The following is a 14,719-nucleotide window of genomic DNA, read 5'->3' as shown; positions in this document are numbered from 1 at the left end:
CCCGCCGCGCGGCTGCTGGAAGCCCAGCGGATCCACCGCCGTCGCCTACGACCTCGTCGAGCGATGGACCGGTCTCCCCCTCGCCGCGCCCGACGTGCCCGACGTCGTACGCCGCTATCTGCGCGCCTTCGGCCCCGCGACGGCGGCGGACGTGACCACGTGGTCCGGGATCACCCGCCTGGGACCGGTGGTGAAGGCGATGACCGACCTCGAGGTCCACGAGGACGAGGACGGCAAGCCGCTCTACGACGTCCCCGACGCTCCGCTCGCCGACGAGGACACTCCGGCCCCCGTCCGGCTCTTCGGCACCTACGACAACCTCTGGCTCTCGCACTCCGCGCGCGACCGGGTGATGGCGCCCGAGCACCGCCGGATGTGGATGGGCACCAACGGCGCCCAGGCCATGTCGGTCCACGTCGACGGCTGGTTCGCCGGGCTCTGGCGGGCCGAGGAGGGACGGGTCGTGATCGTCGACCTGGTGCGCGACCTCACCCGCGCCGAGAGGGCGGAGCTGGACGAGGAGATCGCGCGCACGGAGGCGCTGCTGGCCCGGTGAGGACGTACGCGGTGTGGGACCGAACCGCGTCATTCCCGGCCAGAACCCTGCGGTCTGGGACCAAACCGCAACTGGTCAGACCAGCCTCAGACACCCCAGCGCGGCGTACGGGACAGCAGCGCCGCGACGGCGGCGACGCCGGCGGTGGAGGTGCGCAGGACCTCCGTGCCGAGTCGTACGGCGACCGCGCCGTGCTCGACGAACAGGCCGATCTCGTCGTCGGTGAGGCCGCCCTCCGGCCCGACCACGACGAGGAGATCGCCGTCGGCGGGCAGGGCGAGGGCGGCGAGGGGCTCGGTGGCGTCCTCGTGCAGCACGACGGCGACGTCCGCGGCCCCGGCCAGTGCCGCGACCTCGGCGGTGGTGGCGAGGGGCAGGACCTCGGGATGCCAGGCACGGCGGGCCTGCTTGGCCGCCTCGCGTGCGGTCGAGCGCCACTTCGCGTGCGCCTTCGCGGCGCGCTCGCCCTTCCAGACGGCGACGCTGCGCGCGGCGGCCCAGGGGACGATCCGGGCGACCCCGATCTCGGTGAGCACCTCGACCGCGAGCTCACCGCGCTCGCCCTTGGGCAATGCCTGGACGACGGTGACGCGGGGACGTGGCTCGGGGTGGTCCTCGATGTCGGTGACGGTGACCGTGAAGGCACGCTTGGCGGTCGCGCTCACCTCGCCGGTGGCGACGCGGCCGAGCCCGTCGGCGAGCAGCAGCCGCTCCCCCACCCGCAGCCGGCGTACGACGACCGCGTGGTGCGCCTCGTCGCCCTCGACGGTGACGGGGTCACCGGCGCGGACCGAGTCCAGCGTGGGCACGAGGTGCTGGGGCAGGGTCACGGCGCTGCTCAGTGCGCGGTGAACGCGTCGCGCAGGCGGCCGAACACCGACTTGTGCGAGGGCCGCACGTCGCCGGTGGGCTGCTCCTCGCCGCGGATCGCCGCCAGCTCGCGCAGCAGCTCCTCCTGGCGCGGGTCGAGGCGGGTCGGCGTCTCGACGGCGATGGTGACGGCGAGGTCGCCGCGGCCGCCGCGCAGGCCGGGGACCCCGCGACCGCGGAGCAGGACCTGGTGCCCGGACTGGGTGCCGGCGGGGATCTGCAGCTCGAAGGAGGTCTCCACCCCCGACTCGGCGCCGCTCTCGAGGTCGGCCTCGAGCGTGGGCAGCGTGAGCGTCGTGCCGAGCGCGGCCGCGGTCATCGGCACCGAGACCGTGCAGTAGAGGTCGTTGCCGTGCCGCTCGAACACCTCGTGCGGGGCGACGTGGATCTCGACGTACAGGTCGCCGGCAGGCCCACCGCCGGGCCCGACCTCGCCCTGCTCGCTGAGCTGGACGCGGGTGCCGTTGTCGACGCCGGCCGGGATCTTGACGGTGAGGGTACGACGCGAGCGGACCCGGCCGTCGCCGGCGCACTCGCGGCACGGGTCGGGGATGACCGAGCCGAAGCCGCGGCAGGCCGCGCACGGGCGCAGCGTGCGGATCTCGCCGAGGAAGGAGCGCTGCACATGGGCCACCTCGCCCTGGCCGTGGCAGGTCTCGCACGGGATCGGGTGGCTGCCCGGCGCGGCGCCGTCGCCGCCACACGTGGTGCAGCGCACGGCCGTGTCGACCTTGAGCTCGCGGGAGACGCCGAAGGCGGCCTCGGCGAGCTCGACCTCGATCCGGATGAGGGCGTCCTGGCCCCGGCGCACCCGCGGGCGGGGGCCACGGCCGCCACCCTGGCCACCCCCCTGGCCGCCGAAGAACGCGTCCATGATGTCGGTGAACGAGAACCCGGCGCCCTGGCCGCCGAAGCCGCCGCCGAAGGGGTCGCCGCCGCGGTCGTAGGCGGCGCGCTTCTGCGGGTCCGACAGCACCTCGTAGGCGGCGGTGACCTGCTTGAAGCGCTCCTGGCTCTGGGGGTCCGGGTTGACGTCCGGGTGGAGCTGGCGGGCGAGCTTGCGGTACGCCTTCTTGATCGTGTCGGCGTCGGCGTCGCGGGCGACACCCAGCAGCTCGTAGGGGTCCTGGCTCATTCCTGTGTTTCTCAGCTCTCGTCGAGGATGCGGGAGACGTAGCGCGCCACGGCGCGCACCGCCGCCATCGTTCCGGGGTAGTCCATGCGGGTGGGGCCGACGATCCCGAGCGCGGCGAGCGCGTCGTCGGGGCCGTAGCCGGTGGCGACCACGCTGGTCGAGGCGAGCTCCTGGATGGGGCCCTCGGCGCCGATCCGCACCGTCACCGCGCCGGGGCCGGTGGCCTCGCCGAGCAGCTTGAGGAGCACGACCTGCTCCTCGAGCGCCTCGAGCAGCGGTCGCACGGAGGTCTCGAAGCTGTCTCCGAACCGGGCGAGGTTGGCGGTCCCGCCCACCGCGACCCGCTCGTCGGAGCGGTGGTCGCTCATCGCCTCGACCAGGGTCTCGACGACGGCCGACGTCGCGGCCGACGCGTCCGGCGGAGCCGGGGCTCCGTCCCCGCCGTGGACGAGCGCGTCGAGCGCGGTGACCGCGTCCGCGATCACCTCGCCGGTCGCGGCGAGGTTGATCCGCGAGCGCAGCGCGGCGAGCTCGTCGTCGTCGATGTCGGCGTCGAGCTCGACGAGGCGCTGCTCGACCCGCCCGGAGCTGAGGATGAGGACCAGCAGCAGCCGGGTCGGGGTGAGCGCGACGACCTCGATGTGGCGCACCGTGGAGCGCGACAGGGTGGGGTACTGCACGACGGCGACCTGGCGCGTCAGCTGCGCGAGCAGGCGGACGGAGCGGTGCACGACGTCGTCGAGGTCGACGGCCCCCTCGAGGAAGCCCGCGATGGCGCGCCGCTCCGCCGGGGTGGTCGGCTTGACGGTGGAGAGTCGGTCGACGAAGAGCCGGTAGCCCTTGTCGGTCGGCACCCGCCCGGCGCTGGTGTGGGGCTGGTGGAGGTAGCCCTCCTCCTCCAGCGCCGCCATGTCGTTGCGGATCGTGGCGGGCGAGACGTTGAGGTGGTGACGCTCGACGAGCGCCTTGGAGCCCACGGGCTCCTCGGTCGAGACGTAGTCCTCGACGATGGCCCTCAGCACGGCGAGCCTGCGCTCCTCCTGCATGCCCACCTCCTGGCTGTCGACGCGCGGAGACCAGGGTCCTGGCACTCCGCTCCGGTGAGTGCCAATCCTAGCGCTCCCGGACGCGGACCTCCCTGTCCCCGGAGTATCAAGTAGGTTAGGCTCACCTAATCATCAAGGATCGCCTCACTCCCGAGGAGCGGACATGAAGGTCGACCGGGCTCTCGACGTACGACGCATCGCGGCGGCCGCGCGGAGCATCCTCTCCTGCCCCGACGAGGTGCAGCTCGTCGTCGACGGTCTCGACGACATCACCTCCGGCACCGACGAGACCGGCCTGCAGATGCAGGACGACGGCGGCCGCCCGACGATCACCTGCCCGGCCGGCTCTCCGCTCGCCCTGGCAGCCGGCGACCGGCGCGGCGCGCTGCTGACCCTGACGAGCGGCCTCGGCCCCGCCGGCTCGCCCGACCGCGACGCGACCCTGACCCTGTCGGGCCGCCTCGACGTCCTCGGCACCGAGCAGTGCCGGTGCTGCGACGAGACCAGGATGCAGATGGGCCTCGAGCTCGACTTCGCGCTGCTCGCGCGTGCCAGCGCCCCCGCCGCCGCGCCCGGGGAGACACGCGTACGGGTCCCGCTGGCGGCCTTCGGCTCCCCCGAGCACGACCTGAACCGCGGCTTCCTGCAGCGCTCGAGCGAGCACGCCAACCTCTGTCACCAAGACGAGCTGCGCCGCGCGATCGCGACGAGGACCCACACCCGGCTCGGCGACGTCGTCGGCGTCCAGCTGGCCGACCTGCGCCCCGACGGCGTGGAGCTGCGCTGGGTCGACGTGAGCGGCGCCCACCGCACCGAGCTCCGCTTCCGGGGGCGGGCCACGACCAGCCAGGAGCTCGGTGAGCTGCTCCGCACCGAGCTGCACGCCGGTCTCTGCTGAATCGCTACGGTGGACGGGTGCCGTTCACCGAAGTCGCCGACCGGGTCTGGGTCCTGCGCGTCCCGTCGTACGACGTCAACCTCGTCGCCGTCGGCGGTGAGCGCGGCCTGGTCGTCGTCGACACCCTGGCCACCGCCCACGAGGCGCGGGCGGCGATCGCGGCCATCGGCGACCTGCGCGCCGGCCGGGTCGTCGCCGTGGTCAACACCCACGACCACTTCGACCACGTGCTCGGCAACGCGACCTTCAAGGAGCGGTACGACGACCCGCCGGTCCACGCGACCGAGGAGGCCGCCGCCCGGACCCCCGCCGAGGCGCCGCCCGCCGACCACACCCTCTCCAGCGCGGCGGTCATCGACCTCGGCGACCGCCAGGTCGAGCTGGTCCACCCCGGCCGCGGCCACACCGCCGGCGACCTCGTCGTCCGGGTCCCCGACGCGGACGTGCTGCTCGCCGGCGACCTCGTCGAGGAGTCCGCGCCGCCCTCGCTGGGCTCGGACTCGTGGCCCCTGGAGTGGCCCCAGACCCTGGACCTCGTCCTCGGCCTCACCACGCCCTCGACGGTGGTGGTCCCCGGCCACGGCGGCGTCGTCGACCGCCGCTTCGTCGAGCAGCAGTGCGACGACCTGCGCGCCGTCGCCGAGACCATCCGCGACCTCGCCACCCGCGGCGTGCCCGAGGCCGACGCGCTCGCCTCCGCCGCGTGGCCCTTCCCCGTCGAGGCCCTGCACCACGCGATCGGGCGGGGCTACGCCCAGCTCCCCCGGGTGCGCCGCCAGCTGCCCCTGGCCTGACCCGGGCTGGCGTCATGGCATTCCGGGTCGAGGTGTCGTTCCAGCACCGCGCCTGGGACCGGTGGAGCCGACTCCGCCGGGTCGCGTGGGCGCTGGCGATCGGCGGCGTGGCGGGGGTGATCTGGGCGTCGGCCTCGGACGTACCGCATGCAGGCGCGTTCCTCTGCCTCACCGTCGGCGCTTCCGTACTCGGCGTCGGCAACGCACTCGCCCACACGGTCGGCTTCCGCCAGCAGGGCGACCTGCTGGTGATGACGCGGGTCCACCCGCAGGCGGTCGCGGCGATCCGCAGGGCGATGACGGCCCCGCCACAACCCTGACTCCGCCGCGTGTTCGGCCCGGGAACTGACGGAGGTTCGGCCTAGGCTGCTCCGTCGTGGATCGCTACGGGACCGACGTGCTGGCCGGTGACTGGAAGGTGCCCAAGCGGGGCAGGGCCGTGGAGACGCCGGCCGACCCGGGGCTCGTGGTCGAGGAGGTCACCACCGACTGGTGTGGCGAGATCGTCGCCGTCGACCGCGACCTCGACACGGTGACGCTCGAGGACCGGCGCGGCAAGCGGCGTACCTTCCCGCTCGGGACCGGCTTCCTCCTCGAGGGCCGCCCGGTGGTCCTCACCGCGCCGATCACCAAGGCGGGGCCGGTCAGGCCGGCACGGACCGCGAGCGGGTCGATCGCCGTGCACGACGCCAAGGCCCGGGTGGCCCGGGCGAGCCGGATCTTCGTCGAGGGCCGGCACGACGCCGAGCTCGTCGAGAAGGTGTGGGGCGACGACCTGCGGATCGAGGGCGTGGTGGTGGAGTACCTCGGCGGCGTCGACGACCTCGCCGACCATCTCCGCGACTTCAAGCCGGGCCCCGACCGCCGCGTCGGCGTCCTGGTCGACCACCTCGTGCCCGGGTCCAAGGAGAGCCGGATCGCGCAGAACATCATGAAGTCCCCCGTCGGCAAGGACGTGCTGATCGTCGGCCACCCGTTCATCGACATCTGGCAGGCCGTCAAGCCCGAGCGGCTCGGGTTCGCGGCCTGGCCCAAGGTGCCCAAGGGCATCGACTGGAAGAAGGGCACCTGCCAGCAGCTCGGCTGGCCGCACCGCGACCAGGCCGACATCGCCCGCGCCTGGAAGCACGTCCTCGGCGGCGTGCGCGGGTTCCAGGACCTCGACCCGGCGCTGCTCGGCCGGGTCGAGGAGCTCATCGACTTCGTGACCGGACCCTGAACGGGGCTCGCCCTACAGACCGGCCCGGAACCGGGCGAGCACCTCGTCGACCCGATCCTGGTCGCGCGCCTCGAGCGGGATGAGCAGCTCGGTGACGACGTCGGTGAGCTCGGCGATCCGGCGGTTCAGCTGCCGGTTCTCCTGCACCTCCGTCTCCAGCTGCCTGACCCGCTCGCGCAGGGGCTCCCGCTCGCGGATCCGGTCGCGCACCCGCCGGGCGAGGTCGGTGGTCGTCATGACGTCTCCTTCGGGATGGGCCAGGCGGCGCGGATCCGGCACACGGCCGGGTCGGGCAGGTCGAACATGTCCTCGCCCGGGCCGGTGGTCAGGTGCTCGACGACGCCACCGGACGCCTCGATGGCGCGGCGGACCGCGTCGACCGGCGTACGACGGACCAGGCCGTCGGACGGCGTCGGGTCCCCGGCCGCGAACTCGAGGAACAACCGGCCGCCGCCGGGGCGCAGGGCCATCCGGGCGAGCAGCCACAGCTGGTCGAGCGCGGCGGCGTCGAGACAGCCCACGAGGTGGCGGGCGTGGAGGTGGTGGGGATCGCGGGCCAGCCGGGCACCCTGGAGCAGGGTCGAGCGGAGCTCGCCGAGGATCAGCTGGTCGACGTCGACCGCGACGCCGCACCGACGGGCTCGGCGACGCACCACCGCGAGACTTCCGCGGGAGAAGTCCAGCGCCGTGACCCGGCGTCCGCTCGAGGCGAACCACAGCGCGTCGCGTCCCGTGCCCGTGCCGAGGTCGGCGACGGGCAGGGAGCCGAGCTGGGGCGCGACCCACGTCGCGAATCCGGACGGGCCGCGGGGCACGGCGCGGCGCCGCGGCCCGGTGTGGAGCTCGGTCCAGCGGCCCATCTCGGTGCGGAAGCCGCGCAGCCAGCCGTCGAGGCGGCGGACGCCGGCGGGCGGGTCGGCGTAGCGGAAGGACGGGTCGGGCGTGCGCCAGCGCGGCCCGTAGAGGAAGGCGAGCATCGCCTCGGGGTCGCGCGGCGCGGGGAACTCGTGTCCGTGCAGGGTGACCGTCGAGAACGGCACGATCGACTCGCGCGGGAGGTCGCCGCTGCGGTTGCCGAGCTGGAAGAAGGTGCCGCCCACGTGGAAGGCGGCGAACACGTCGATGTGGCAGACCCGCCCGTCGGACAGCGGCAGCAGGAGCTTGACGTCGCCGCCCGACATCCGCAGCACCCGCCACCCGCGCGAGCGCAGGGCGCGGGTGATCCGGTAGGACTCCAGCACGATGTCGGCCGGCGAGGTGTGCGCCGAGAGGTAGCACAGATCGGTGTCGGAGTCGTGGGCCAGCATCCGTCCCTCGCGGACGGCGCCGAGGAGCGCGCCGTAGTTGAGGTACGCCGCGACGCCGGCGTGCTCGCTCAGGTCGTCGATCGCGCGGCGGGTCCCGGCGAGGATCTCGTCGCGCACGGAAGCGTCGGTCGCGGAGAAGGAGCGGGCGAGATGCCCGACCTTGTCGACGCTCAGCCGGTGACCGGAGCGGTCGACCACGGCGAGAGCCCCGTCGCCGGAGCCGAGGCGCACCTCGTCGTCGTACAGCACGGCGGCGCCGGCGGCGTCCGTGATCCGGACCCGGCCGCGCCCGCCCAGGTGCGGGAGGAGGGCGTCGGGCCAGGGCACGCGCACTCCCCCGGACACCGGGCGGCCGTCGCGCAGCGGGGTGAGCGACCACACGTAGTGACCGTCGATCTCCACCACGAGGGGCGTCGCCTCTGGCGGCACGAGCAGGCCGTCGTCGCAGACGACGACAGCCGCGGCGATCCGGCTCATGACGCGCTCATGACGCGCCGCGGTGCGCGAGCGCCTTGCGCAGCGCGGTGGACGAGGTCTGCAGCGTGTAGGGGAAGTAGGTGACCTCGACACCGAGCGCGGCCATCTGCTCCTCGAGCCGGCGTCCCTTCGCCGTGCCCTGCCAGTCGTCGCCCTTGAAGATCCGGTGGAAGCCGACATCGCGCCAGGAGTCGGTCTTGTCGGCCGTGCTCTCGGCGTAGACGGCGTCGACGATGCCGATCGCCTCGACGATCTCGAGCCGCTCCTCGAGCGGGACGGTCGGGCGCACGCCCTTGGTCGCGACGCAGACCTCGTCGGCGACCACGCCGGCGACGAGGACGTCGCACCACTGCCGCGCCTGCCGCAGCGCGTTGAGGTGGCCGACGTGGAACAGGTCGAAGGCGCCCGGCACGTAGCCGACGAGGGGTCCCGACTTCCGCATAAGTCGAGTGTAACAGTAGATTTAATAGAAGTTCATGCGAGGAGGCGGTGGACGACGCCGTCGGCGAGCAGCCGCCCGCGCAGGGTGAGGACCAGCCGGTCCGCCCGGTCCTCGACCAGACCGTCCGCGACCAGTCCCGGCAGCGCGGCACGACCGGCGTCGTCGAGGGCCGCCACCGGCAGGCCCGAGCGCAGCCGCACCTCGAGCAGGACCCGCTCCACGTGTCGCGTCCCGGCGTCGAGGACCTCCCGGGCGTGGGCCGGCGTCACGCCGTCGGCCAGCCGCGCGGCGTACGCCACCGGATGCTTGACGTTCCACCAGCGCACCCCGCCGACGTGCGAGTGGGCGCCCGGACCGATCCCCCACCAGTCCGCACCGGCCCAGTAGCCCAGGTTGTGGCGGCAACGGGCGGCGTCGTCGCGCGCCCAGTTCGAGACCTCGTACCAGCCCAGGCCGGCATCCACCAGCCGCTCGTCGGCCTGGACGTACTTGTCCGCCAGGTCGTCGTCGTCGGGCATCGGCAGCTCGCCGCGCCGCACCCGCCGAGCCAGGGCGGTGCCGTCCTCCACGATGAGGGAGTACGCCGACACGTGGTCCGGCGCGCAGGCGAGCGCCGCCTCCAGGGTCTGCTCCCAGTCGTCGTTGCTCTCCCCCGGCGTCCCGTAGATCAGGTCCAGGCTGATGCTTCCGCCCCCGGCCGGCTCGAACCCCGCCGCCCGCGCGGCCTCGACCACCCCGGGGACGCGGAGCGGGTCGTGCGTGCGGTCGAGGACCGCCAGCACGTGCGGCACGGCGGACTGCATGCCGAAGGACACCCGCGTGTAGCCGGCCTCCCGCAGCCGCTCGAGATAGGCCAGGTCGACCGAGTCCGGGTTGGCCTCCGTGGTCACCTCCGCGTCCGGCGCGAGCCCGAACTCGTCGTCGATGGCCCGCAGCACCCGGCCGAGGTCGTCGGCCGGCAGCAGGGTGGGCGTGCCCCCGCCGAGGAAGACCGTGTCGACCGGCAGGTCGCGCTCGCCCAGCACCCGGCGGGCCAGCCGGACCTCGGCGACCGCCTGGTCGGCGTACGACGCCCGCGAGACGCCGGGCCCCAGCTCCTCGGCGGTGTAGGTGTTGAAGTCGCAGTAGCCGCAGCGCACTCGGCAGAACGGCACGTGCACGTAGAAGCCGAACGGGCGGGAGCCGAGCTCGGCCAGCGCCTCGGGCGGGAGGGACCCGTCGGTCGGGACGGGATCACCTTCGGGGAGGGCGGACGGCACCCCCCGAGTCTCCCAGTCGGGTCCTCACACCGGAACGTCGAGGTGTCGAGGCTGAGCCGCGCCAGGTTCTGCACGCTCTGCTCGGGAGCCGAGTCTTTCCGCGAGCCGGTTGGCTTGCCGCCGAGCGAACGCAACCACCTACGCGAGACGACCGCGCGCGCGGCAGCGTGGCGCGAGAACGAGCGACGCGCTCGCGCCATCAGCGGGTGTCAGCCGTAGAAGGAGTCGATGAGCTGCTTGTTGTTGGCCTCGACCACGTTCCGCTTCACCTTCAGCGAGGGGGTGAGCTCACCGGACTCGATGGTCAGGTCGTGGTCGAGCAGCTTCCACTTCTTGATCGTCTCCCAGCGGTTGAGCTGGGCGTTGAGCTCGTCGACGTACTCCCCGACCATGGCCAGCACGTCCTCGTCGTTGACGAGGGCGGCGTAGTCCTTGCCCTCCTTGCCGTTCTCGGCGGCCCAGCCGGCGATGGCGTCGGGGTCGAGGGTGATCAGCGCGGAGACGAAGTTGCGCTCCGCGCCGAACACCATGAACTGGCTGACGTAGGGACAGATCGCCTTGAACTTGGCCTCGATGGCGGGCGGGGCGATGTACTTGCCGCCGGAGGTCTTGAAGAGCTCCTTGATCCGGCCGGTGATCTTGAGGAAGCCGTCCGGGTCGAGCTCGCCCTTGTCGCCGGTGCGCAGCCAGCCGTCCTCGGTGATCGCGTCGCGGGTCGCGTCGGGCAGGTTGTGGTAGCCGGCCATGATGTGCGGGCCCTTGAGCTGGACCTCGCCGCCCTCGCCGATGCGGACCTCCGAGCCGGGGAGCGGCTGCCCGACGGTGCCCAGCTTGTAGGCGTCGGGGTGGTTGACGGTCGCGCCCGCGGCGTTCTCGGTCATGCCGTAGCCCTCGAGGATGAGGATGCCGGCGGCGTGGAACCAGGCGGCGATGTCGGCGTTGAGCGCCGCGGAGCCGGAGATGAAGAAGCGCACCCGGCCGCCGAAGCGCTCACGGACCTTGCTGAACACGAGCCGGTCGAAGAGGGCGTGCTGGACCTTGAGCGGCAGCGGGACGGCCTTGCCGGCCAGGCGCAGCTCGTCGACCTTGCGGCCGACCTCGAAGGCCTTGAGGAAGATCTTCTCCTTCGCCCCGCCCTCGGCCGCCTGCATCGTGACGATCCGGGCGTACGCCTTCTCGAAGATCCGCGGAGCGGCGCCCATGAAGGTCGGCTTCACGACGGCGAGGTTGTCGACGATCCTGTCCACGCGGCCGTCGATCGCGGTCGCGAACCCACAGGCGAGCTGGGTCGAGAGCAGCACCTTGCCGAACGAATGGGCCATCGGCAGCCACAGGAACTGCAGGTCGTCCTCGCCGAGGAGGTTCTGGGCCTTGATCGTCTCGCCCTCGAACACCCAGGTCCGGTGCAGCAGTCGGACGCCCTTGGGCTTGCCGGTGGTGCCGGAGGTGTAGATCAGTGTCGCGAGCTGGTCGGGAGCGATCGCGCGCGCGATCTCGTCGACGGCGTCGGGGTGCTCGGCGAGGTGGGTGTCGCCCAGCTCGGCGAGCTGGTCGAGCGAGAGGATCCAGTCGCCGTCGGCATGAGCGTCGTCGAAGCAGACGACCTTCGTCACGGCCGGCAGCTCGGCGCGGTGGTCACGGAGCTTGGCCAGCTGGGACTCGTCCTCCGCGAAGACGATCCGCGACTCCGAGTCGCTGAGGATGTACGCCGTGTCCTGGCCGCCGGTGGACGGGTACACCGTGGTGGTGGCGCCGCCGGCGCACATGACGGCGAGGTCGGCGAGGATCCACTCGTAGCGGGTGGACGAGGCGATGCCGACGCGCTGCTCGGACTCGATGCCGAGCGCGATCAGGCCGGCGGCGAGGCGGCGTACGCGGTCGCCGGCCTGGCGCCAGGTCACCGACTCCCACGCCTCTCCCTTCGGGAACCGGAATGCTTCGCGGTCGGCACTCTGCTCGACGCGGTCGAGGAACTGCACGGCGCAGTTCGTCGGCATGTGCTCGAGGAAGGTGGTGTCGTGGCTGACGGGCATGACGCTCCCTGTGATGCTCGGTGGTGCTCGCCTGAGGTGACTGGTCCTGGTTGACTGGGCAGTAACCTAAGCCACGGGCTCGGCAGGAGGTAGCGAACCGGCCGTGCTCTGGACGAATTCCTCGGCCTTGGCGCGCACCTTCGGCAGCAGCCCGTCGACGACCAGGAGGTCGGGGAGCCGGCTCCGGTCGGTGTTGAGCGCCACGAACAGGTCGCGGATCGTCACGCCGTGGCCGGGGACGTGCACGACCTCGATGGAGTCGCCCGGCGCGATCGTGCCGGTCTCGAGCACGCGGAGGTAGGGGCCGGGGCGAGCCTCCGCGGTGAACCGCTTCACCCAGGAGCGCGGGTCGAACCCGCTCTCCCCCATCCAGCCCTTGAAGTCGTTGCAGGGCGTGCGCACGTGGACCGCCTGGAGGAGCACGCCGACGCCGGGCTCCCCGACCCGCAGGCGGGTCCCGATCTCCAGAGCGTTCACGTCGATCCCCTCGGTGGTGAGGTTCTCCCCGAACAGGCCGTCGCGGATCGGCAGGCCGAGCTCGGCCTCCCAGAAGTCGAGGTCCTCGCGGGCGTAGGCGTAGACCGCCTGGTCCGGCCCGCCGTGGTGCTGGGTGTCGGAGACCTCGTCGCCGTCGATGCCGAGCCCGTGGACGGCGACCGGACCGGTCACCGGGCGCTTGTCGATCGACGTCCGCCCGATGCCGGCCCAGTCCTTGTCCTGCGGGCGGCCGACGCTGATGGTGCGCACGAATTGCATGCGCCGAGGCTACCTTCGGCAGGTGCCGCGGATCCTGGTGTTGTGCTGTCTCCTGCTCGGGTTGGCGGCCTGCCGTGGGAGCGACGGATCCGGGGCGGGTCCCGCTCCCGTCGCGCCGCACCCGTTCCCGGCACGGACGCCCGGCGTCCCGGCCGGCTACCGCGAGGTGCTGTGCCCCGATCTGCGCGGCGACGGCACCGGCCTGACCGCTCGCCTGGTCGTGCCGGTCACGACGACCGGCGGGCAGGCGTCGGGCGGCTCCTGCTCGTTCAGCCAGGACTTCGACCGCGGCATCGGCGTGGAGATCGCCCCGACGCGGACCCTGACCCAGTGGCGCCGGACACACCTGGACCCCTTCGAGGCCGACAGGGGCGACGGGGGCGACGACGCGGTCAGCGACATCGTCCACGACACCGGCGTCCCGGGCTTCGACGGCGTCCGTGGGGAGGAGCTCGCCTGGCGCTCCTACAACGACGGCTCGCCGACGCGATCGCTGGTCGTCCTGGCCGCCGGTGTCCGCCTGTCCTGGACCGTGCCCGAGGACGTCGAGCTCGACCGCGACGCCTTCGACCTGGTGCGCCGCTCGGTCGCGCTGGTCGAGGGCACCGAGGCTCGCTGCCCGTCCTGGGGCCGCGCGGACCGGCCGACGCTGTCGTTCTCGCCGCCGAAGGACATCGGCTGGGTGGAGCGCGACGGCGACCACTGCCGGATCTCCGTGGAGGGATCGCCCACCCTGCTGGAGTACGGCGCGGTCGACCCGACTCCCCCGCCCCTGGACCACCTCGCCGCCCGGGTCCGCCACGACCCCGAGGCGCAGCGGGTGCGGCTGGAGCGCGGAGTCGGCCGGATCGACGGCCAGCCCGCCGACCGGCTGACCTGGCTGGTCGTGCGAGAGAAGGAGACGGAGAGCTACGAGCCGCCCGGCACCTGGCGGATCGTCGTCCTGCAGAGCGCCGCCGCCCGCGTCGAGTGGGGCGCGACGCCTGCGTGGTGGCGCACCCACCGCTCGACGTACGACGACCTGGTCGCCTCGGTCCGGGTCAGTCCTGGACCGCCTTCGCCACCGTGATGCGGGCGGTGACCCGGTCCCGGTCGGCCCGCTCCCGGTGCGCGGAGAGCACCGACCGCACCACCACCCAGTCCCGGGCGCGGTCCTCGTCGAGCCCGGCGGCGTCGACGAGCGTGTGGAACCGGCGCCGGATGCCGTCGCGCACGGACCCGGCGGCCCACGGTGCGGCGTACTCGTCGAACCGCTCGCGCAGCATCGGCTCGAGCTCGGAGTGCGGGTCGCCGTTGACCGGGTCGGGATCGATCGCCAGCCACGCGCCCTCATCGTGCTCGCCGGTGCGCTCGCCGTCGCGGCGGCCGCGCAGCAGGTGCCCGTAGTGGAGGTCGCCGTGCACGACGGCTACCGGCGGATCGGCGACCAGGTCCCGCACCAGGGCGAGGGTCTGCTCCACCAGGCGCCGCGGGACCGGCACGCCGTGGGCGTCGCGCGCGAGCTCGTCGGCCTGGCGTCGCAGGAGCGTCGCCTGGGAGCGCAGCTGCGGCATCGGCGGCACGTGCAGGTCGGCGTACCTGCTCGCCACGATCTCGCAGGCCTCCACGTCCCAGCGCTCCGAGAGGTCCTCCGGCTCCAGCCGCTCCAGCAGCAGCGCCCGGCGGCCGGGGTCGGCACGCAGCAGCCGGACCGCACCGCGGCCGCCCCAGCGCTGGAGGGCGAGATGCTCGTGTCCCGGACGCTCGCCGGCCGCCCCGACCTTGAGCGCCGCGGGCACGCCTTCGGCCGTGGTCACCGGGACGACGATCGAGCCGCTGCCCTGCCGCGGGTCGCCGTCCGGTGTCAGCGACCAGTCCGCGAGGAGGTCACGGATCGCGAGGAGCGGCACGACCCCATCCCAGCAGAGGCGGCCAACCGGTCGCGGCC

The 14,719-nt window shown here is 73.3% G+C and carries 16 protein-coding genes; 6 read left to right on the top strand and 10 right to left on the bottom strand.

The genetic code is table 11. From position 1 onward, the window contains the following. The coding region (locus FHP29_RS09510; protein WP_139622687.1) for a DNA glycosylase AlkZ-like family protein at positions 1–556 on the top strand (556 nt) is incomplete at its 5' end. 86 nt (positions 557–642) lie between these two features. Here FHP29_RS09510 and FHP29_RS09505 read toward each other — a convergent pair. From FHP29_RS09505 to hrcA, 3 genes are read right to left on the bottom strand one after another with little or no spacing between them, the layout of a single operon-like run. Further along, positions 643–1,386, bottom strand: a complete 744-nt coding sequence (locus FHP29_RS09505) for a 16S rRNA (uracil(1498)-N(3))-methyltransferase (RefSeq protein ID WP_139622618.1) — start codon at positions 1,384–1,386, stop codon at positions 643–645. 8 nt (positions 1,387–1,394) lie between these two features. Next, positions 1,395–2,561: a molecular chaperone DnaJ gene (gene dnaJ / locus FHP29_RS09500; RefSeq protein WP_139622617.1), complete on the bottom strand. Its 1,167-nt coding sequence runs from the start codon at positions 2,559–2,561 to the stop codon at positions 1,395–1,397. Positions 2,562–2,572: 11 nt separating this feature from the next. Continuing rightward, on the bottom strand, positions 2,573–3,607 hold the full coding sequence (gene hrcA / locus FHP29_RS09495) for a heat-inducible transcriptional repressor HrcA (protein ID WP_139622616.1): 1,035 nt from the start codon (positions 3,605–3,607) through the stop codon (positions 2,573–2,575). Positions 3,608–3,770: 163 nt separating this feature from the next. Between hrcA and FHP29_RS09490 the strand changes: the two genes are divergently transcribed. From FHP29_RS09490 to FHP29_RS09475, 4 genes are read left to right on the top strand one after another with little or no spacing between them, the layout of a single operon-like run. Beyond that, positions 3,771–4,505: a hypothetical protein gene (locus tag FHP29_RS09490; protein ID WP_139622615.1), complete on the top strand. Its 735-nt coding sequence runs from the start codon at positions 3,771–3,773 to the stop codon at positions 4,503–4,505. A 17-nt stretch (positions 4,506–4,522) separates the two neighbouring features. Then, positions 4,523–5,299: an MBL fold metallo-hydrolase gene (locus tag FHP29_RS09485; protein WP_139622614.1), complete on the top strand. Its 777-nt coding sequence runs from the start codon at positions 4,523–4,525 to the stop codon at positions 5,297–5,299. Between the two features lie 14 nt (positions 5,300–5,313). Further along, the gene (locus FHP29_RS09480) at positions 5,314–5,619 is read left to right on the top strand and encodes a hypothetical protein (protein ID WP_139622613.1); all 306 of its coding nucleotides are present in this window, start codon (positions 5,314–5,316) and stop codon (positions 5,617–5,619) included. 56 nt (positions 5,620–5,675) lie between these two features. After that, complete coding sequence (locus FHP29_RS09475; RefSeq protein WP_139622612.1) at positions 5,676–6,518, top strand: DUF3097 domain-containing protein; 843 nt, start codon at positions 5,676–5,678, stop codon at positions 6,516–6,518. A gap of 12 nt (positions 6,519–6,530) precedes the next feature. Here the strand turns inward: FHP29_RS09475 and FHP29_RS09470 are convergent, their stop codons facing one another. From FHP29_RS09470 to FHP29_RS09445, 6 genes are all read right to left on the bottom strand, one after another. Then, positions 6,531–6,755, bottom strand: coding sequence for a DUF6752 domain-containing protein (locus FHP29_RS09470; protein WP_139622611.1), 225 nt, complete (start codon positions 6,753–6,755; stop codon positions 6,531–6,533). Next, the gene (locus FHP29_RS09465) at positions 6,752–8,302 is read right to left on the bottom strand and encodes a class I SAM-dependent methyltransferase (RefSeq protein WP_139622610.1); all 1,551 of its coding nucleotides are present in this window, start codon (positions 8,300–8,302) and stop codon (positions 6,752–6,754) included. Before FHP29_RS09465 ends, FHP29_RS09470 begins: the two co-directional genes overlap by 4 nt. Before the next feature lie 7 nt (positions 8,303–8,309). Then, positions 8,310–8,744 carry an FAD synthase family protein gene (locus tag FHP29_RS09460; RefSeq protein WP_139622609.1) on the bottom strand — a complete coding sequence of 145 codons (435 nt, stop codon included), beginning with the start codon at positions 8,742–8,744 and terminating at the stop codon, positions 8,310–8,312. A 32-nt stretch (positions 8,745–8,776) separates the two neighbouring features. Beyond that, positions 8,777–10,003, bottom strand: a complete 1,227-nt coding sequence (gene hemW / locus FHP29_RS09455; RefSeq protein WP_139622608.1) for a radical SAM family heme chaperone HemW — start codon at positions 10,001–10,003, stop codon at positions 8,777–8,779. 209 nt (positions 10,004–10,212) lie between these two features. Then, on the bottom strand, positions 10,213–12,036 hold the full coding sequence (locus tag FHP29_RS09450) for an AMP-dependent synthetase/ligase (protein WP_192903995.1): 1,824 nt from the start codon (positions 12,034–12,036) through the stop codon (positions 10,213–10,215). A gap of 66 nt (positions 12,037–12,102) precedes the next feature. After that, complete coding sequence (locus tag FHP29_RS09445; RefSeq protein ID WP_139622607.1) at positions 12,103–12,792, bottom strand: MOSC domain-containing protein; 690 nt, start codon at positions 12,790–12,792, stop codon at positions 12,103–12,105. Positions 12,793–12,814: 22 nt separating this feature from the next. Here FHP29_RS09445 and FHP29_RS09440 point away from each other — a divergent pair, with 22 nt between their 5' ends. Beyond that, positions 12,815–13,861 (top strand): hypothetical protein, encoded by a 1,047-nt coding sequence (locus tag FHP29_RS09440; protein ID WP_139622606.1) that lies wholly within the window; start codon positions 12,815–12,817, stop codon positions 13,859–13,861. Here FHP29_RS09440 and FHP29_RS09435 read toward each other — a convergent pair. Next, complete coding sequence (locus FHP29_RS09435) at positions 13,833–14,681, bottom strand: aminoglycoside phosphotransferase family protein (RefSeq protein WP_139622605.1); 849 nt, start codon at positions 14,679–14,681, stop codon at positions 13,833–13,835. The two genes, FHP29_RS09440 and FHP29_RS09435, sit on opposite strands and share 29 nt — an antisense overlap. Between the last annotated feature and the right edge of the window lie 38 nt (positions 14,682–14,719).

It is taken from the genome of Nocardioides albidus, from assembly GCF_006335005.1.
Classification (GTDB): domain Bacteria; phylum Actinomycetota; class Actinomycetes; order Propionibacteriales; family Nocardioidaceae; genus Nocardioides; species Nocardioides albidus.
The sequence above is the reverse complement of the archived record's forward strand: the minus strand, read 5'-3'. Positions and strand labels throughout refer to the sequence as shown.

Excerpts from the sequence above, each read along its gene's own strand:
- dnaJ (WP_139622617.1), bottom strand. The coding sequence starts at position 2,561 with ATGAGCCAGGACCCCTACGAGCTGCTGGGTGTCGCCCGCGACGCCGAC.
- hrcA (WP_139622616.1), bottom strand. The coding sequence starts at position 3,607 with ATGCAGGAGGAGCGCAGGCTCGCCGTGCTGAGGGCCATCGTCGAGGAC.
- FHP29_RS09490 (WP_139622615.1), top strand. The coding sequence starts at position 3,771 with ATGAAGGTCGACCGGGCTCTCGACGTACGACGCATCGCGGCGGCCGCG.
- FHP29_RS09480 (WP_139622613.1), top strand. The coding sequence starts at position 5,314 with ATGGCATTCCGGGTCGAGGTGTCGTTCCAGCACCGCGCCTGGGACCGG.
- FHP29_RS09470 (WP_139622611.1), bottom strand. The coding sequence starts at position 6,755 with ATGACGACCACCGACCTCGCCCGGCGGGTGCGCGACCGGATCCGCGAG.
- FHP29_RS09465 (WP_139622610.1), bottom strand. The coding sequence starts at position 8,302 with ATGAGCCGGATCGCCGCGGCTGTCGTCGTCTGCGACGACGGCCTGCTC.
- FHP29_RS09460 (WP_139622609.1), bottom strand. The coding sequence starts at position 8,744 with ATGCGGAAGTCGGGACCCCTCGTCGGCTACGTGCCGGGCGCCTTCGAC.
- FHP29_RS09450 (WP_192903995.1), bottom strand. The coding sequence starts at position 12,036 with ATGCCCGTCAGCCACGACACCACCTTCCTCGAGCACATGCCGACGAAC.
- FHP29_RS09445 (WP_139622607.1), bottom strand. The coding sequence starts at position 12,792 with ATGCAATTCGTGCGCACCATCAGCGTCGGCCGCCCGCAGGACAAGGAC.